A 17,729-nucleotide genomic window follows, 5' to 3' on the forward strand; every position below is an offset into this window, starting at 1 on the left:
CGCACCGCGTACGGATGCGGCCCCGCCACCACGTCCGGCGTGCGCGGCGGGGCGAACGAGACCTCCACCGTCCCCGTCGTCCCCGGATACAACCGCAGCGACTGCGGCTCCACCCGGGCCCACGGCGCCAGGTCACCCACCGGCTCGAACCGGTACTCGTCCACGACGTCACCGGTGTTGCGCACCCGCAACCGCACCGTCGCACTGCCACCCGGGTCCACGGTCGTGGAGGCGGGCTCGAGGGAAGTCCAGAGGCTCACTCCCGGACGTTAAACCCGGCGAGGGTGCCGAGTCAGGAAGCCGCAGGGCACGATGAGTGCCCGAAGAGGCGGGACCGGTTGCCCCCGCTCCCACCGAACCGTTCTCGTCCTGCACGGGTGCGGGCCGCCGGGGTGTGCCGGCCCGGACGGCCGTGCACGGTGCGGCGGGCGGAACGGCTCCCGCGTCCGGAAGCCGGCCCCGGCCGGAGCAGACGTCATCGCTCCACCGCAGGCGCGCAGCCGGAGCGGACCCGGAGGGCGGGAGCCGCACCACGAGCACGGCTTCCACGCCCCGCGCCACTTCCGCGTCTCCGAGGAGCGGGAGACCGTCGGCTGCTCCCCGGTCCGCGGAACTAGCGGTCCGTTCCGAAGTAGCGGTCCCCGAAGTCGCCTATGCCCGGCATCATGAAGGCGTTCTCGTTGAGTCCCTCCTCGATGGCGGAGGTCACGATCCGCACCCCGGGGTAGCGGTCGCACACGGCGCTGAGGCCCTCGGGGCAGGTGATGAAGGTGACGAAGACGATGTTCTCCTCCGGAACACCGAGATCACGCAGAACCTCGATGGCCGCGAGGGCGGTGCCGCCGGTCGCCAGCATCGGGTCGAGGAGGAGGACCTGGCGTGTGGCCATGTCCTGCGGGAACGCCGTGTAGTACAGGTGGGGTCGCTTGGTCGTCCTGTCGCGCTGGATGAGGACCTTGCCGATCCTGATGCCGGGGACGACGGCGCGCAGCTCGGCCTCCATGCTTTCCCCGGCACGCACGATCGGCACCCCGACCAGGTTCTCGGCGAAGCGCAGCCCCCGGTAGGTCCGGCCGATGGGAGTGGTGACGTCGTACGGCTCGAAGGGCAGGAGGTTCAGGGCGGCCTCGGTGAGCAGGCGGATGATCCGGCCGGCGTAGAAGACGAAGTCCTCGCGGCGGGCGTCGCGGTCACGGACGACGGTGTGCAGGGCGCGTAACTGGTCGGTCTGCGGGAGCAAGTGGACGCTGGTGCCGAGGCGGTGGTGGTAAGGACGCGTGGTGACGGCCGGCCGCGCACTCGTGGTTCCGGGCTGGACGGTGGTGGTCATGAGAGGCTCCTCGGTCGGGAGGGATGGGGGAGGGGAGCAGCGGTTCAGGTGGCCGGAGGGTGCTCGAAGGTGGCGGGGGGCAGCGGTTCAGGCGGCCGGAGGGTGCTCGAAGGTGGCGGGGAGTTCCGGGGTCGTGGTGAACTGGCCCGCTGCGACGCGGTACACGGACCTGCCGCCCGAGCGGTGCCACAACTCACGCATCACATAGACGAGTTTGGTGTTGTGCTCCTCTTCCTCCTCGACCGCCCGTGCGATGTGCCAGTCCCATTCCCGGGCCCAGCGCGGGTCGTCCGGGTCGTCAAGGGCGCCGTCGAAGAGGCTGTCGATGGCTGTCAGCTTCGCGGGGGCGACGAAGTGACCTCGGGAGAAGAGCACACCGAGAACGCCGGTCCAGTAACACGCGACCGCTCGTCGGCGTTCCTCGGCGGGCAGGGCGTCCGCGATGTGCCGCATCGCGTGGAGCGCGGTGACCAGGTGAAGGAGGAGGAAGTCCCCCGGTTCGGTCAGGTAGAGAACGGTGACGAGGTGGGCGAGCTGGTCCCAGCTGGTGTCGGGATCCTGCGCGGTGATCCAGGAGGGTGTCTCGTGCATCAGCGGGTGGCCCTCGCCGAGCATGCGGGCGATCCGGTACTGCAGCCCGGACCGCAGCAGTTCCGGGTGGATGCCGTCGCTCCTGCCGTCGACCAGGTCCTCGACCCAGGCGCCGAGCCGGGGCTGGTTCTCCTCCCAGTGGCGGGCGATCCTCAGCAGCGAGTCCCCGGGCAGGTCGGTGCCGGGCGCGTCCGAGGGCAGTGCGCGCTCGGGATGGCAGTCGACGTACGCGAAGGCCAGATAGGCGATGCCCTCGATGGTCATGCGGCGGTTGCCGGCGTCCAGGGCCCAGCCCAAGTGGATCGTCGCGTGCTGAAGTGCACCGGCCCAGCCCGCGAGCAGGCGCGGTACGTAGTGCCGCAGCAGGCCCGCCATGCCCAGTTCCCGTTCGCGCCGGTCGAAGAACGCGCAGTACGCGGCGAAGTCCTCGCGCCGGCCGAGGAATTCGAGCCAGTTGCCGTCATCGATCACGCGCTGAGGGGGCCGGGCCGGCTCGACGCGGCAGCCGTACGGCGTGAAGGCGATGTAGTTGTCGTGGTAGGCCCTGATCCGGCCGGGGTCGACACCGAGGCCGGCGAGGGCGACGACGGCGTGCTTGACGTGGTTGGTGAGGTGGCCGTTGAACTCGATGTGGTGGGTGTCGTCGTCCAGGAGGTCCTCGACGGTACGGGCGTCGGCCGGGCCGTCGTCGGCCGCCAGGACGGTGAGGATCTGCTCCACGGCCCGGGCGAACGTGTCGGCGACGTACGTCGGTGAGACCGCCTCCAGCGCGGACCGCTCGTGCACCCCGTACGTGACGGCCACGGAGGCCAGACCGGCCGCCGCCGCCATCTTCAGGTCGTGGGTGGTGTCGCCGACCATCACGGCGTGCTCGGGCCGGGCACCGAGCCGTCCGAGGATCAGCAGCCCCGACTCGGGGTGCGGCTTGGGGTGGGTGACGTCGTCGGCACCGACCAGCGTGGTGATGTGGTCGCGCAGGCCCGCGGCGGTGAGCAGGGCGTCGGCGCTGGCATGGAATTTGCTCGTCGCCACCGTCACCACGACACCTCGCCGGCGCAGTTCGGCGAGGCCTTCGGGGACACCGGGGAAGACCAGCGAGCGAGCGCGGGGCAGGATGAGGGTGCGGAACGCCTCCTGGTAGCGGGCCACGCCGTCGGCGACCGAGGGGTCGTCGTGCGGTACTCCCAGCAGTTTCCCGAACGCCTGCTCCAGGGGCAGGCCGATGGTGGCCCGGACGTCCTCCGGGTCCCGGGGCGCGAGGCCCATCGCCTCGAAGGCGGCGGCGAACGCTTCCACGATCGCCCGGGGCGAGTCGACGAGGGTTCCGTCGAGGTCGAACATCGCGACACGGGCCGGCGCGGTCTCCCGCGCCCCGGACGGGACCGCCGAGGTCGTTGCCGCAACGGTCTGGACCATGGTCGTGTTCACTGGTCTTCCTCTCGCTTGAGCCGGGCGTGGGCGGCCGCGAGCCGGCCGCCGATCTGCGCGGTGTGGATGAGCACGGCGGCGTTGGCCTGTGCGGAACGTCCCTCGGTGGCGCGGTCCACCGCACGCATGACGTACTTCGTGACGGCGCCGCCCCGGACCCCGTCCGCCGCCGCGCCGCGCAGGGCGTCAGCGATGGCCGCCTCGACGTCCTCCTCGTCGATGGCGTCCTCCGGCAGGGTCGGACTGGTGACGAGGACGCCACCGGGGTTGCCCAGGGCCCAGTGGGTCTCCACGGCACGGGCGATCAGGGCCGGGTCGTCCAGGCGCTGGGGGGCGCGCAGCCCGCTGGAGCGGCAGTAGAAGGCGGGGAAGTCGTCGGATCCGTGGGCGATGACGGGTACGCCGTGGGTTTCCAGGAACTCCAGGGTCAGACCGAGGTCCAGGATCTTCTTCGCGCCGGCACAGACCACCGCCACCCTGGAGCGGGTGAACTGGATCAGGTCGGAGGAGATGTCCATGGTGCTCTCGGCGCCCCGGTGGACACCGCCGATGCCGGCGGAGGAGAAGAACGGGATGCCGGCCAGTTCCGCGGCGACCAGCGAGGACGCGACCGTGGTGGCGCCGGTGCCGCCCGAGGCCAGCACGGCCGCCAGGTCCCTGCTGCTGACCTTGGGAATGCCCGGGGTGGCCGCGAACCGCTCGATGTCGCGGTCGGTCATCCCGATCATGATGCGGCAGTCGTCGATGCCGATGGTGGCGGGCACGGCGCCGCCGGCCCGTACCGCCTCCTCGACCTTGCGGGCGGTGGCAGCGTTGTCAGGGTACGGGAGCCCGTGGGTGATGACGTTCGATTCCAGGGCGACCACGGGGTCGCCGTCGGCGAGTGCGGCGGCCACCTCGTCAGTGAACACCAGGGGCACCGAACGGCGCCGGGGTGCGGGGATCGTCATGGGGAGGGTCCTTCTCGTCGGGTGCGGGCGGCGGTCGGTAGCCGGGCGGCGGTCAGTAGTGGGGAGTCTTGCGCAGCAGTTCCTGCCGGGCGACGATCTCGGGGAGGTAGACCCGCTCGTTCCACGCGTCCTGGGCGACGGGCTCCAGGGCGACGGAGACGACGTCCTCGGTGCAGCCGAAGGCGTTGCGTACGGCCGTGGTGACCGCGGCGACCAGCTCCAGCTCCTTCTCCTCGGTGATGGACACGGGAAAGTGCTTGATGTTGATGTGGGGCACTCCGACCTCCTGGACCATGGCTTGCGCCGGCTGGTTGTGACGGGGGGACGCACCGGTGCCGGCGGGCAGCCGGTCGTTCAGGACGGCGGCGAGCCGGGACACGTGCGGCTCGCGCAGCAGTTCGTAGTGGCCGGCCCGCAGCTGGTGGACGGCGGGCGGCCGGGCGGAGTACCCGCCCTCGTGCTCGATGAAGGAGTAGTTGTCGTCGAGGGCCTTGACGAGGGTCACGGGGGCGTCGAGCCGCCGTCCGCGCAGCTCGTGGAACTCGTAGGTCAGGGAGTACGTGCGGCGCACGATGCCGGTGACCGCCCGCACCAGGTCCTCGCCGAGGCCGGGGAAGCACGCGGTGACGAACGCGACGAAGCCGTCCTCGTCGGTGACGGTGCGCAGGCACCGGTCCAATCGCGGGCCGCTGAGCGTGCCGGCGAAGACGGAGAAGAGCAGGGCGAGGAAGGCGCGGTCGGTGAAGTCGGCCCGGCCGGTCGCGTCGGCGGCGTCCTCGGGGCGCAGCCGCGGCTGGCCGGGAGCCACCAGGAACAGCTGCTCCACCTTCTCGCCCGCCTGTTCCAGCTGGCGCGCGGCCTCGAAGGCGACTCGGGCCCCGAAGGAGTAACCGCACAGCAGGTAGGGGCCGTGAGGCTGGATCTCGCGGATCGCCTCGATGTCGGCGGCAGCCATCGCGCGGACGTCGTCGTAGGGGCGCTCGCCGTCGTTGATGCCGTGGGCCTGGACCCCGTGGACGGGCCGTTGCGTGCCGAGGGCCGCGGCCAGCGGACGCAGGTTCATGGGATAGCCGCCGAGGCCCGGCCAGCAGTACAGCGGGGTGCCCCTGCCTTCGGGCTGGAGCGGCACCAGGCGGGAGGGCGGCTCCGGTGACGCGGCCTCCACGATCGCGGCGAGCCTCTCCACGGTGGGAGCCTCGAACAGGATCTGCAGCGGGATCGTGCCGCCGAAGTCCGCTTTCAGGCGGCTGACCAGAGCCACGGCGAGCAGGGAGTTGCCGCCCAGCTCGAAGAAGTCGTCGGTGACGGAGACCTGATCGCGCTTGAGCACCGCCTGCCAGACGTCGCGGATCCGACGTTCCAGCGGGGTGCGGGGAGCCACGAAAGCGCGCTCGCCGACGGTCAGTTCGGTCTCCCGCGCAGCTTGCAGGGCCTTCAGGTCGATCTTGCCGTTGGCGGTCTGGGGCAGCCGGTCCAGGACGACGATCCGGTTGGGCACCATGTAGCGGGGCAGCAGGGTGGCCATGTCTTCCTTGATCAGCTCGGCGGGCCCCTGCATGTGGACCACGTCCTCCTTCATGTCCTCACCGCGCCACTGCCCGTCGCTGACCTGCCCACCGACGCAGAAGTACGACGGCCCGGCGGGCAACCCGCAGTCGGCGAGGATCCGGCCCAGCCGCTTGGCCGACGGCAGGTCGTTGCCGGACTTCGAGCTGTAGCCCGAGGACATGAAGCCGAGGCGCAAGTCGTTCATCTGGAGGCGCTGGAGCCCGCGGCCCAGGTCGAGGTAGTGCCGCCAGGGGGCGGAACCGGTGGCGACCAGGCTGACACCGAAGTCGGAGCGTTCGTAGACCCGCTGGTTGATGGCGATGACGTGCTTCTTGAGGATCACGTCGTCGCTGACCCGGGCGAGGCCGGTGCCGGTGTACCGGTACGTGCCCGGCGGCAGGCCCTCGATCCGGGTGGAGTGGGCCTGGACGTAGACGTCGAGGGCGCCGGTGGGCTCGGGAGCGTCCCCCTCCAGCGGAAGCAGGTCGAAGCCGCCCAGGTAGTGGTCCTCCCGGGCGCAGTCGAGGCGGTCCCTGACACCGGGCCGGTGATCGGCGGCGGCGATGCGCAGGCCGTGGGCCGGCAGCACCTCCTCGAACAGGCCGACCATGTGGCCCGCCTCGATCTCCAGGACTTCGCGGATGTTGTTGCGGTAGACCGGCTCGATGGCGCCGTGCTTGCCGAGGAAGTGGACCCGCACCCGGGAGGCCGCCGTCTCGGAGGCGGGGCCGACGAGCACCAGCTGGTGGCGGAGCGGGTGATGGTAGTAGAGGCCTGCGGGGATGTCGTGCCCGCCGCCGATCTCGACGTACAGCTGCGTGGCGTACAGGGATCCGGGTGAGGCGTAGGCGTACTTGGGCAGCAGCCGCTGTTCGCTGAGGTGGTGGCCGAAGTTCCGCAGGATCGTGCCGAGTTCGTCGCGGGTGACGATGCCGGAGGTCCGGGTGGACGGCTGTGGCCGGGGACGGGGTCCGAGCAGGTGCAGGATGTCGTCCCGGGTCACTGTGCCGCCCTCGTAGAAGCGGTACGTCTTGCGGGAGAAGGCGAGGGCCCGCTGCTCGGGCGTGGCCTCGGCGCCGGGGAGTTCCACCACCGTCCGGTCGGCCAGGTCGGCGTCGTCGCGGCAGCCGGGGTGCGCCAGCTGGGCCCTGACCTGGAGCCGGCTGTGCTTGGACTGATGGTGGGAGCCGTGGCTGCCCTGGTCCATCAGGGCGGCTTCCTTGGGGTTGAGCTCGACGAACGCGACGAGGTTCTGGAAACCCGTGGCGGCGTCGTCGCGGAGCAGGACGGCCGCGGCGCGGACCCAGTCGTGCGTCTCCACGGTCTGGCGTATCTCGTCCAGTTCGACCCGGTAGCCGCGCAGCTTGACCTGGTTGTCGGCGCGTCCGACGAACTGCACCGTGCCGTCGGCGTTGAGGTGGGCGAGGTCTCCGGTCCGGTAGAGGCGGGCGCCGGGGGCGCCGGAGAAGGGGTCGGGCAGGAACCGCTCGGCGGTCAGGTCAGGGCGGCCGAGGTAGCCGCGGGCCACCTGCACCCCGCCGATGTACAGCTCGCCGATCTCTCCGGCGGAGACCGGCTCGCGGTCCGGTCCCAGGATGTGCAGAGAGGTGTCGTGCACGGGGGTGCCGATCGGCATGACGAACGGCCCGTCCCCCAGCGCGGCGCGGTCCACCGTGAAGGACGAGGCGTTGACGGTGCACTCGGTGGGGCCGTAGAGGTTGACCAGGCCGGCCTCGGGCATGGTGTCCAGGCACTGTGCGGCGAGGCTCCGGGAGAGCGCCTCGCCGCCGCTGAAGATGCGGCGCAGCGACCGGCAGGCGGGGAACTTCTCGGTGTCCAGGAGCGCCTGGAGCAGGGTGGGCACGCACTGGAGGGTGGTCACACCGTGCCGCTGGACGGTGGCGATGATCGCCTCGGGGTCGCGGTAGATACCGGGAGCCCCCATCACCACCGTGCTGCCGCAGGCTGGGGAGAGTATTTCCCATTGCGCAGCATCGAAACTCATGGGGGTTTTCTGCAGTACCGTTTCGTCTTCATCGATACCGTACTCGTCGTGCAGCCATCGCATCTGGTTCACGATGCTCCTGTGCTCGACCATCACACCCTTCGGATTTCCGGTGCTGCCGGAGGTGTAGATGACGTAGGCGAGATCCCCCGGCCGTACCTCGGGCCCCGGCAGGTCCCACGCGCTGCCGTCCTTCTCCGCCGCCTTCTGCGCCGCGTCGGGAGTAAGCACACGGACGCCGGCCGGAGCTAACTCCTGAAGGGGCGACCGAAGTAATTCCTGCGTGAGGACGATATCGACGCCGGCGTCCGCCAGCATGTACGCGATCCTCTCCTCCGGGTATTCCGGGGACAGCGGCACGTAGCAGCCGCCGGCCCACAGGATTCCCCAGATCCCCGTCAGCAGGTCGAGCGACGGCTCCATGAACACGCCGACCCGGCTGTCCCGGCCCACTCCGGTCCGTCGCAGAAGTGCTCCCACCAGGGAACTGCGCTCCGCCAACTGGGCGAAGGTCAGGCTTTGGTCTCCATGGACCGCGGCGATCCGGTCGGGGGCGGCCTGTGCCCGTTCGCGCAACAGGCCGGGCAGGCCGAGTGCGGCACGACGAAAGCAGGGTGTGGTTTCTGCGCTCATGAAAGGTGGGCTTCCTTTTCCGCATCTTAGGGGGGCGGCGTCCGTCTCGGAGACAAGACGCCGTGTCGAACTCGGCGTTCTTTCCTGGTGCAGTGCTTCGGACTTCTCGTCGGCCGGCGAGGGTGGCGGCCTCTGTGCATGCGAACAGAACTTCTGCGGAACTCGGTCGAAAATATGATGGAAGTTCCGGGCGGGCGTCGCGAAATTTATCGAGAAATTATCACGAAGAATCGGCCTGCGCTACGCCCGCGCCTTGCGGGACGCCATCCCGCAAGGCATTTCCTTGCGGATTCCACAGGAAGTGAAAGGTGAATTGCGGGAGATGGGTAATTTCGGTGAAGCGTTTTTCTGCCGAGCCGGTCCGATTCAGCCGATCTGACGGTCGCGGCCGGCGGGCACGGCGGCCGCGATCTGGACCAGGGTCAGCAGCAGGACGAAGGTGAGGGGCAGCCGCCACCCGTCGGCGCGGTCGTAGAGGATGCCGACGACGAGGGGGCCGGGAATGGACAGGGCGTAGCCGGTGCTCTGTGCGAAGCCGGAGAGCCGGGCGACGGTGGCGCTGTCGCGGCCCCGCATGCCGATCATGGTCAGGGCCAGCGGGAAGGAGCAGTTGGCGACGCCCAGGAGGACCGCCCAGAGCCAGGGTGCGAGGGCCGGGTCGAACCACAGCCCGGCGAACCCGGCGAAACCGCACATGCCGATTCCGGCGGCCAGTCCGCTCTGGTGACGCAATCTGCCGGCCGCGGCCGGAAGCGCGAGGGACAGGGGCACCCCCAGGAGGGAGGACACGGAGAACAGCAGTCCCGCGGTACCGGCGGACAGCCCCGCGTCCCGGAAGATCTGGGGCAGCCAGCCGATGATGATGTAGGCGGAACTCGCCTGAAGGCCGAAGTACACGGTGAGTGCCCAGGCCGTGGGGTCACGTGAGAGCCGGCCGCCGGCGGCCGGCGGTGGACCGGCCGTGCCGCCGATGTGGCCCGCGGGCGGCTTCGTCCGGCGGCGGGCCAGGAACAGCCAGGGGGGCACGGCCAGCGCCGCCAGCACCGACCAGGCGCCCAGGCCGTACCGCCAGTCGCCGCCGAACGACTCGGCCAGGGGCACCGTCAGTGCCGCCGCGGACGAGGCGCCGACGTTCAGTGCCATGGAATACAGACCGGTCATCGCGCCGACCCGGTCGGGGAAGCGCTGTTTGACCACCATCGGCAACAGCACGTTGGCCACGGCGATGCCGGCCAGCGACAGCGCCGTCAGGACGACGAACAGCACCGGATCGAGGGCGAACGACCGCAGCGCCAGTCCTACGGCGAGCACCGCACCGGCGACGGCGATGACGCCGCTCGCGCCGAAGCGCCGTGCGAGGAGGGGGGCCGTCGAGCCGACCACCGCGAAACACACCGCCGGGACGGAGGTCACGAGCCCGGTCACCGAGCCGCTCATGTCGAGACTGTCCCTGACCTCCTCCAGGACGGGTCCGAGGCTGGTGACCCCGGGCCGCAGGTTGACGGCGGCCAGGACCAGCGCCACCACGGCCATGCGGCGTACTCCGCGTAACGGGGCCGCGGGGGAACGCGGAGCGCGTTCGTGGACCTCATCCAATGTCATGGACCCCATCATAGAGTCATCCCATGACTCTNNAGAGTCATGGGATGACTCTAGGTCTGTCGTAGGGTGTGCGGCATGAACATGGATCCCGTGCGCCGCCAAGCACTGGGCGACCAAGTGATCGCCCGGCTTCGCGAACAGATCACGTCAGGCGCCTGGCCTGTCGGCAGCCGTATCCCCACCGAGACCGAACTCGTCGAACAGCTCGGCGTCGCCCGTAACACCGTGCGTGAGGCCATCCGGGCCCTGGCACACACCGGGCTGCTGGACATCCGCCACGGCTCCGGCTCCTACGTCCGGGCCACCAGCGAACTCGCCGGCATGATGCGCAACCGCTTCGACAAGGCCAGGGTGGAGGACGTCGCCGACGTCCGCAGTGCCCTCGAGGTGCGCGCCGCCCGTCTCGCCTGCGCACGCCGTACGGAGGACGACCTGGAGCGGCTCGGCCACGCGCTCCGGCAGAGGCACGACGCATGGGCCGCCGGCGACCGGGTCGCCTTCGTCAACGCCGATGTGGCCTTCCATCTGGCCGTCGTCACCGCGTCCCGGAACACCGTGCTCGCCGGACTCCACGCCGACCTCGGCGAGGTGATCCGGGACTCCCTCCTGGACCACTTCGATGGCGCGCTGCGCTCCGAACAGTTCCAGGACCACGCCGCTCTCGTCGACGCCATCCGAGACCGCGACGCCGACCGTGCGGCTCGCGAGGCGGGTTCCTACATGGACTGAAGGAGGCGCGTTCCGCTCGATCCGTTCGGCCGACGCAGTGCGGTTCCTCCAAGGGCGGATGGTTGGGGCTTGCCGATCGACGACTCACCGGCTTGATCTCTGGTGGGGGGATGCCGGGGGTGGGAACCGCCCGCGTCCGCAGTGATCAGCAGACGGTGTGAGCGACGGCCGCCACGGTGTCCGCCGAGACCGGGTGTCCCTGTCGGGCCGGCTCGGCAGCCAGGCCATTTCGTTTGGATCAGCCGGTCGTTGGTCCGAGTGTGCCGTTGACTGATGCGCAGTGGGCGCGGATCGAGCCGTTGCTCCCGGACCGGACGCCCAAGCGGGGTGGCCGCTGGCGGGACCATCGTGAGGTGATCGACGCGATCGCCTTCAAGTTCCAGACCGGTACCCAGTGGGTGCACCTGCCGGAGAAATACGGCAACTGGCGGGGCGTCTACAACCGGCTGCGGATGTGGGCCGTCGACGGCACATGGGAGCGGGTGTTCACCGCCCTGGTGGCCCAGGCCGACGCGGACGAAGACGTCAGCTGGGCCGTCTCGGTGGACTCCACCATCGTGCGCGCTCACCAGCACGCTGCCGGGGCCCGCAAAAAGGGGCCCCGGCCGGAGAGCCGGACGACCACGCCATCGGCCGATCCCGCGGCGGGCTGACCACGAAGATCCACCTCGCGGCCGACGGCCGGTGCCGGCCGCTGGTGTTCGTCCTCACCGCCGGTCAGGCCGGAGACGCACCCGCCTTCGCGGATGCCCGGCCGCTCGGGCACTCCCGCCCGGGCGGGAGTGCCCGAGGATCTCGAAGGGCGCTGATGATCGCTCGGTCAGAACATCGCGATGGGGTTGACCGGTACGCCGGTCAGGCCGTGGATGCGGGGCGGGGCGACGGTGAGCAGGAAGCTGTAGCGCTTCAGTCGCGCGCACAACGCCGCGAGGTCGTCCAGTTGGGGCACGTCGATCAGAGGCATCGCCATCCGGCCCAGCGCTACCCCGTGCAGCGGGGAGGGTTCGTCCGGGTTCAGGGGAGGATGCGCGTCACCCCTGTCCGGTGCGATGATGGCGACCCCTCGGCGGTGCATCCATCGCACCGCGTCCATGCTGATTCCCGGGCTCGGTGTGTCCTGGGGCCCGCGGCCCGTCCAGCCGAGTCGGACCACGAGTGCGTCACCGGAGCCCACCTCGACTCCCTGACGCTTCTCGGCCTGTTCCAAGTCGTGTGACGTCACCGCGTAGGCGGGGGGAAGAGGCCCTTCGACGGCCAGATCGAGCAGGACCCCGCGTGTCACTATTCCGGCGGCGAAAGCAGTCGTCGATGCGTGCGTGATGCCGACGGGGGTGACGACCTGTTCCCTCGGGCGGCCCGGATAGACCTGGCCGTCGGTCGACCAGTGCGCGAGCGCGTCGAGGTGTGTCGACTTGAAGTGGTGGTTGTAGATCAACGAAAGATCGGCTGCCACTGGTCCACCGGTGTGGGACACCATCTGCTGCACCGGGGACGCATTGACCGTCTCGGGCAAGAACGGACTGAAGAACATCGCGCTCGGCGTGATCGGCTGTGCCAGTGACACCCACTGGCCGGTCCGCGCCTCCGCGGCGGCCCTGGCGCGTACTTCGTCGGTAATCAGGTTGAGGGTGCCGAGTTCGTCGTCCGCTCCCCATCGGCCCCAGTTGTCCGGCAGGTCCGTCTCACTCGTGTCGGCCATGTCGATGGCCCCTTTCGTCATGATGTGCTCAGACCGCAATGGCCCGCGCAGAAGCTGCGTACTCGTGGTGAATGCGCGATCTCAGGGTAACGGGAGAACGTAGGCGTCGGAGAGCCGGTCGGTCTCAACTCGGCTGCTCGAAAGGCAAGTTCACCGACGTCCATCGGGGGAGGTGACGCCGAGATCAGCGCAAGCCGGTGGGGCCGGCCGGATTGTCCGTGGCTGCTGCACCCGGAGGCGTATGGGCTTGGGCCTGACGGTCACTTCCACTGGCTGGACGGCGTGCAGCATCTCCGCGCGCGTCGGCTCGGCGGCCACCGCGCACCCGTTGTACATCCCGATCTCGGTGTTCTCCAGCACCGCCCGCATGTAGTGCAGGTCGGCCCGCACGGCCGGGAGGTCCTGGTACGCCCCGCTGTCGTACGTGGAGACACCGACGAGTAACGCGTGGCGGTCGTTGTCGGTCATCGCCGCTCGGCCCGCCGCCGTGCCGTTGCCGCCGTCGCCCGCGAGGAACCGCTCGACCAGCGTGTCGTCCTCGCGGGCCTCCTTGCCGGTGACGTGCAGGACCGCCCCGTCGGGCCGCTTGACCACGATGGTGCGCTGCGGGATCCGCGCCGGCCACACCTGCACGAGGGCGGCGACGAACGAACCGGCGCTCAGCAGCAGCCCGACGGTCTCGGCGGACGGGCCGCCCTGGTCGAAGGCTCCCGTCAGGCTGCCGGGTGCGGGCAGGTCCAGCCTGGCGGTGGAATCCGCCACGGCGAGCGCGGCGAGCAGTTCGCGCGCGTCCTTGCGGGCGCGCAGCGGGTCCTCGTCGACGACGGAGATCCGGTATCCGGTGTGGTTCTCGGGCATGGCGGTTTCGTGCTCCCCCTGGGTTCACCGGCTCCTTGCCGGGCGAACGGCACTGGCGCCCGGTACTGACAGCCACGGTCCGATGTGCCTGGCCTGCAAGGCCGCTGGCGTGAACCCGGTGGCCGATGGCCGAGTCCCGCACGTCTCACGCGAGGCGCAGTTCCGCCCAGACCGTCTTGCCCGGCGCGCCCTCGCGCGGGGTGACCGCCCACCGCGTGGCCAGCCCGGCGACGATCAGCAGACCCCGGCCGGACTCCGCGTCGCCGGGCGGGTCCGCTTCGGAGAGGACGGGGACGCGTTCGGTCCGGGTGTCGGTGACCTCGACGCGCACGGTGTCGGTGCCGTGGGTGAGCCGGACGTGGAAGTCCCGTCCGGCGACGTGCCCGTGCCGTACGGCGTTGGCGGCCAGCTCGGCGGTGATCAGGGTGAGGGTGTCGTTGACCCGGCCGCCGTACGGGTGCCCCCACGCGTCGAGCCGGTGGGAGACGAGTCTGCGGGCGAGGCGCGCGCCGCGCGGGGAGGAGGTGAAGGCCATCGCGAACTCGTGCCGGGGGCCGGCGGTCTCGGCCTCGGTACCGGTGGCGTCCACCCGTGGGGTGGAGATTGGGCTGTTCATGTGGCTCACGGTGCCGTTGCCGTCCTAGCGTGACCAGATACGGCACGCACACGGAGGATCGCTGTAAGTGACCGGTGTGCGGGTGTCGGTGGGACGGAGCGTGACGGCCGGCGCGGGGGCCGCGTTGGCCGTGGGAGGTGGTGCGGGGATGAGTGAACCGACGGGACTGGTGGACGAGGCGCCCACGAGTGGCGGCGACGGTGGCGGCGAGCGGCAGTCCGAGCCGGAGGCCGGGTCCGGTGTCCTGCGGGTCTTCGGACGGCAGTTGAAGCGGTTCCGGGTGCGGGCGGGCATGGAGCGGCCCGAGTTCGGCTCGATGACGGGGTATTCGGTCTCCACCATCGCCGCGTACGAGCAGGGGCGCCGGGTGCCGCCGCCGAGGTTCATCGACCAGGCGGACGAGGTGCTGGACGCGGGCGGGGTCCTTCAGGAGATGAAGGAGGAGGTGGCTCGGGCGCAGTATCCGGCGTTCTTCCGGGATGCGGCGCGGTTGGAGGGGGAGGCGGTTGAGCTATGGGTGTACGCGACACAGGCGGTGCCCGGACTGCTTCAGACGGAGGAGTACATGCGGGCGGTGTTCGGCATGTGGCGTCCGTTGCTGGACGAGGAGACTTTGGAGCAGCGGGTCGCGGCCCGTCTCGCGCGCCAGCATGTCTTCGAGCGCAGGCCTGCGCCCCTGGTGAGCTTTGTCATCGACGAGGCGGTTGTGCGTCGGCCGTTGGGCGGCTGGTCGGTCATGCGTGGTCAACTGGAGCAGTTGATGCTGCTCGGCGCGTACCGGAACGTCGAGATTCAGATCATGCCGCTCGACCGCGAGGACAACGCAGGCGTGGACGGGCCGTTCACCTTGTTGTACCGCTCTGGTGGCGATCAAGTGGCTTACCTGGAAGCGCAGGGACGCAGCACAATGGTCAGTGACCGGCGGGAGGTCCAGGGAATCGCGTCGCGGTACGGCATCATCCGTGCGCAGGCTCTCACTCCGCGCGAGTCAATGGCCTTCGTTGAGAAGCTGCTTGGAGAGGTGTGAAGTGAACGAGACCCTGAGTGCGGTGGGCGAACTGCGCTGGCGTAAGAGCAGCTACAGCGGTGGGGCTGGAGGAGAGTGCGTCGAGGTCGCCGACTGCGCCCACGTCGTTCATGTCCGTGACTCCAAGGACACAAGCCGACCTGCTCTCTCGGTCGATGCTTCCGCCTGGGCGGCGTTCGTTAGCTTCGCTGCTCAGTAGGCGACAGGTCTGCCCCCGGTCATGCACCGGGGGCAGACCTGTGTCAGGTCGCTTTGGTCGACTATGCGTTCGCCTTCTCGCGGGCGGGCGGAGCATCAACCGGTACGGAACCCTCCAGCTCGCGGTGTGCCGGACCCGGGCGGGCCACTCGCACTTCGATCTGGTTACGTGCGAGGAGTTTCCCCTCGGGCCTCTCGCCAGCGCGGTCGATGAATGGACACGGCAAGCACCGGATCACCCTCGACGTGTGTGGCACGACTACCTGGAGCAGTTGGTCGCCGAGTGCGGTGGGCCGGCACGAGCCATCATCGAGACGGCCGCACCCCATGAAGTCCGTCGGTTGGTGCTCAGCCCCACGGCCCCGCTGGAGCTACTGCCCCTCCACGCAGCTCCGCTCGACAGCGCCCGCACCTCCACCTTGATCGATGCTTTCGAGCAGGTGGTCTATGCCCCTACGGCTCGACTCGTGTCCGCCATAGAGAGATCCCAGCGGCAAGCAGCTGTGGTCGAGGTGCTGGTGGTGGCGCACGGCGGTGGGCATCTCCCTGGCCTTGAACGGATTGGCGGCCCACTGTGCGAAGCCCACGTGATCGCAGGTCTGCACGACAGCGTGGAAGTTGTCACGCAGCAGGAAGCGACTCCCGCCCGCGCTCTGTTCATGATGCCCATGGCCCGGATCGTCCACGTCGCGGCACACGGCCTCACACACCCGAATCGCTGGGCTGCCGGACTCGCTCTGCATGGTGGTTCACTCGGAGAGGCCACGCTCACTTCCAGCGGGATCCTCGCGGAAGGAGTCTTCTCCAGTGTCGACCTGGTCGTCCTGAACGCTTGCAGAACGGGCACGCACCAAGGCACCGGTCGTACCGTGCAGACCTTGCGCAGCATCGAGTCCGCGTTTCTCGCCCGCGGCGCGAAAGCGGTCATCTCCACTCTGTGGGACATCACTGACCTGCAAGGCGTCGTGTTCTCCGCTGTGCTCCACGCACACCTCGGCGTTGGCGCGGACTCCCACACTGCTTACACCGGAACTATCCGCTACCTGCGTGGACATCGGTGGCGAGCGTCCTCTGAGAGAGGCCCGGTGTTTGCCGCCGAATCAGCCATCGACACGATACTTTCGGATTGGCGAAAGAGGCGCCATACCCCCTCCTGCTCTGCACACATGCAGGTCAGGAGGGGGTTAAGGGGCGGTTACTTCTCAGAACCCTCAGATGTCCCGGAAGATCTCGATCTGCGCGCCCACCGAGTTGAGGCGCTCGGCCAGGTCCTCGTACCCCCGGTTGATGACGTAGACGTTGCGCAGGACGGACGTGCCCTCCGCGGCCATCATCGCCAGCAGGACGACCACGGCGGGGCGCAGGGCCGGCGGGCACATCATCTCGGCGGCGCGCCAGCGGGTGGGGCCCTCGACCAGGACGCGGTGGGGGTCCAGGAGCTGGAGGCGGCCGCCGAGGCGGTTGAGGTCGGTCAGGTAGATGGCGCGGTTGTCGTAGACCCAGTCGTGGATGAGGGTCTGACCCTGCGCCACCGCCGCGATCGCCGCGAAGAACGGGACGTTGTCGATGTTCAGGCCGGGGAACGGCATCGGGTGGATCTTGTCGATCGGCGCCTCCAGCTTGGAGGGCCGGACGGTGAGGTCGACCAGCCGGGTGCGGCCGTTGTCCGCGACGTACTCGGGGGTGCGGTCGTGGTCGAGGCCCATCTCCTCCAGGACCGCGAGCTCGATCTCCAGGAACTCGATCGGCACCCGGCGCACCGTCAGTTCGGACTCCGTGACGACGGCCGCGGCGAGCAGGCTCATCGCCTCGACCGGGTCCTCGGAGGGGGAGTAGTCCACGTCGACGTCGATCGTCCGCATGCCGTGCACGGTGAGCGTGGTGGTGCCGATGCCCTCGACCCTGACGCCCAGGGCCTCCAGGAAGAAGCACAGGTCCTGGACCATGTAGTTGGACGAGGCGTTGCGGATGACGGTGACGCCGTCGTGCCGGGCGGCGGCCAGCAGCGCGTTCTCGGTGACCGTGTCCCCGCGCTCGGTCAGCACGATCGGGCGGTCGGGGCTGACGGAGCGGTCCACCACCGCGTGGTACTGGCCCTCCGTCGCGGCGATCTCCAGGCCGAACCGGCGCAGTGCGATCATGTGCGGCTCGACGGTGCGGGTGCCGAGGTCGCAGCCGCCGGCGTACGGCAGCATGAAGCGGTCCGTGCGGTGCAGCAGCGGGCCGAGGAACATGATGATGGAGCGGGTGCGGCGGGCCGCGTCCGCGTCGATGGACTCGAGGTCCAGCGTGGCGGGCGGCACGATCTCCAGGTCGACGCCCTCGTTGATCCACCGGGTGCGGACGCCGATCGAGCCCAGCACCTCCAGGAGGCGGTACACCTCCTCGATGCGGGCGACGCGGCGCAGCACCGTGCGGCCCTTGTTGAGCAGCGAGGCGCACAGCAGTGCCACGCACGCGTTCTTGCTCGTCTTCACATCGATGGCGCCCGAGAGGCGGCGGCCGCCGACGACCC

The 17,729-nt window shown here is 69.9% G+C and carries 13 protein-coding genes and 2 pseudogenes; 5 read left to right on the forward strand and 10 right to left on the reverse strand.

The window, feature by feature from the left end; genetic code table 11:
• From AOK18_RS00260 to AOK18_RS00290, 6 genes are all read right to left on the reverse strand, one after another.
• The coding region (locus AOK18_RS00260) for a COG1470 family protein (protein ID WP_478078834.1) at positions 1 to 260 on the reverse strand (260 nt) is incomplete at its 3' end.
• Positions 261 to 613: 353 nt separating this feature from the next.
• Complete coding sequence (gene upp, locus AOK18_RS00265) at positions 614 to 1,330, reverse strand: uracil phosphoribosyltransferase (protein WP_079104766.1); 717 nt, start codon at positions 1,328 to 1,330, stop codon at positions 614 to 616.
• 87 nt (positions 1,331 to 1,417) lie between these two features.
• On the reverse strand, positions 1,418 to 3,349 hold the full coding sequence (locus AOK18_RS33770) for an HAD-IA family hydrolase (RefSeq protein WP_240502985.1): 1,932 nt from the start codon (positions 3,347 to 3,349) through the stop codon (positions 1,418 to 1,420).
• Positions 3,346 to 4,299 carry a pseudouridine-5'-phosphate glycosidase gene (locus AOK18_RS00280; protein ID WP_055692907.1) on the reverse strand — a complete coding sequence of 318 codons (954 nt, stop codon included), beginning with the start codon at positions 4,297 to 4,299 and terminating at the stop codon, positions 3,346 to 3,348. Before AOK18_RS00280 ends, AOK18_RS33770 begins: the two co-directional genes overlap by 4 nt.
• 52 nt (positions 4,300 to 4,351) lie before the next feature.
• A complete protein-coding gene (locus AOK18_RS00285) occupies positions 4,352 to 8,485 on the reverse strand; it encodes an amino acid adenylation domain-containing protein (RefSeq protein WP_055692908.1) in 4,134 nt (1,377 codons plus the stop codon).
• Positions 8,486 to 8,851: 366 nt separating this feature from the next.
• The gene (locus AOK18_RS00290) at positions 8,852 to 10,087 is read right to left on the reverse strand and encodes a CynX/NimT family MFS transporter (RefSeq protein WP_055692909.1); all 1,236 of its coding nucleotides are present in this window, start codon (positions 10,085 to 10,087) and stop codon (positions 8,852 to 8,854) included.
• A 75-nt stretch (positions 10,088 to 10,162) separates the two neighbouring features.
• On the opposite strand from AOK18_RS00290, the gene AOK18_RS00295 reads away from it, so the two are divergent.
• Together AOK18_RS00295 and AOK18_RS00300 are read left to right on the forward strand one after the other, a co-directional pair.
• Entirely contained in the window at positions 10,163 to 10,816 is a 654-nt protein-coding gene (locus AOK18_RS00295) for a FadR/GntR family transcriptional regulator (protein WP_055573230.1), read from the forward strand.
• Between the two features lie 260 nt (positions 10,817 to 11,076).
• Positions 11,077 to 11,558: pseudogene (locus AOK18_RS00300) on the forward strand (IS5 family transposase); the annotation flags it as partial.
• A 78-nt stretch (positions 11,559 to 11,636) separates the two neighbouring features.
• Here the strand turns inward: AOK18_RS00300 and AOK18_RS00305 are convergent.
• The 3 genes from AOK18_RS00305 to AOK18_RS00315 all read right to left on the reverse strand — a co-directional run bounded on the left by AOK18_RS00305 (position 11,637) and on the right by AOK18_RS00315 (position 13,989).
• Positions 11,637 to 12,515, reverse strand: a complete 879-nt coding sequence (locus AOK18_RS00305) for a cyclase family protein (RefSeq protein ID WP_055573672.1) — start codon at positions 12,513 to 12,515, stop codon at positions 11,637 to 11,639.
• 150 nt (positions 12,516 to 12,665) lie between these two features.
• Positions 12,666 to 13,373 (reverse strand): hypothetical protein, encoded by a 708-nt coding sequence (locus AOK18_RS33775; protein ID WP_240502987.1) that lies wholly within the window; start codon positions 13,371 to 13,373, stop codon positions 12,666 to 12,668.
• A gap of 145 nt (positions 13,374 to 13,518) precedes the next feature.
• Positions 13,519 to 13,989, reverse strand: coding sequence for an ATP-binding protein (locus AOK18_RS00315; protein WP_055573670.1), 471 nt, complete (start codon positions 13,987 to 13,989; stop codon positions 13,519 to 13,521).
• A 148-nt stretch (positions 13,990 to 14,137) separates the two neighbouring features.
• On the opposite strand from AOK18_RS00315, the gene AOK18_RS00320 reads away from it, so the two are divergent.
• From AOK18_RS00320 to AOK18_RS35275, 3 genes and pseudogenes are all read left to right on the forward strand, one after another.
• On the forward strand, positions 14,138 to 15,016 hold the full coding sequence (locus AOK18_RS00320) for a helix-turn-helix domain-containing protein (protein WP_055692914.1): 879 nt from the start codon (positions 14,138 to 14,140) through the stop codon (positions 15,014 to 15,016).
• A gap of 22 nt (positions 15,017 to 15,038) precedes the next feature.
• A complete protein-coding gene (locus tag AOK18_RS30095; RefSeq protein WP_420865548.1) occupies positions 15,039 to 15,215 on the forward strand; it encodes a DUF397 domain-containing protein in 177 nt (58 codons plus the stop codon).
• Positions 15,172 to 16,176: pseudogene (locus tag AOK18_RS35275) on the forward strand (CHAT domain-containing protein); the annotation flags it as partial. The gene AOK18_RS30095 and the pseudogene AOK18_RS35275, both read left to right, overlap by 44 nt.
• Before the next feature lie 249 nt (positions 16,177 to 16,425).
• Here AOK18_RS35275 and AOK18_RS00330 read toward each other — a convergent pair.
• Positions 16,426 to 17,729, reverse strand: a 1,304-nt coding sequence (locus AOK18_RS00330; protein ID WP_055692915.1) for a UDP-N-acetylglucosamine 1-carboxyvinyltransferase, incomplete at its 5' end; no start/stop codon positions are given.

This window comes from Streptomyces prasinopilosus (genome assembly GCF_001419695.1).
GTDB lineage: Bacteria > Actinomycetota > Actinomycetes > Streptomycetales > Streptomycetaceae > Streptomyces > Streptomyces prasinopilosus.

What these genes read in the sequence shown, in the direction of transcription:
- upp (WP_079104766.1), bottom strand. Translation starts at nt 1,330, where the DNA reads ATGACCACCACCGTCCAGCCCGGAACCACGAGTGCGCGGCCGGCCGTC.
- AOK18_RS00290 (WP_055692909.1), bottom strand. Translation starts at nt 10,087, where the DNA reads ATGACATTGGATGAGGTCCACGAACGCGCTCCGCGTTCCCCCGCGGCC.
- AOK18_RS00320 (WP_055692914.1), top strand. Translation starts at nt 14,138, where the DNA reads ATGAGTGAACCGACGGGACTGGTGGACGAGGCGCCCACGAGTGGCGGC.
- AOK18_RS00305 (WP_055573672.1), bottom strand. Translation starts at nt 12,515, where the DNA reads ATGGCCGACACGAGTGAGACGGACCTGCCGGACAACTGGGGCCGATGG.
- AOK18_RS00285 (WP_055692908.1), bottom strand. Translation starts at nt 8,485, where the DNA reads ATGAGCGCAGAAACCACACCCTGCTTTCGTCGTGCCGCACTCGGCCTG.
- AOK18_RS00280 (WP_055692907.1), bottom strand. Translation starts at nt 4,299, where the DNA reads ATGACGATCCCCGCACCCCGGCGCCGTTCGGTGCCCCTGGTGTTCACT.
- AOK18_RS00295 (WP_055573230.1), top strand. Translation starts at nt 10,163, where the DNA reads ATGAACATGGATCCCGTGCGCCGCCAAGCACTGGGCGACCAAGTGATC.
- AOK18_RS00315 (WP_055573670.1), bottom strand. Translation starts at nt 13,989, where the DNA reads ATGAACAGCCCAATCTCCACCCCACGGGTGGACGCCACCGGTACCGAG.
- AOK18_RS33775 (WP_240502987.1), bottom strand. Translation starts at nt 13,373, where the DNA reads ATGCCCGAGAACCACACCGGATACCGGATCTCCGTCGTCGACGAGGAC.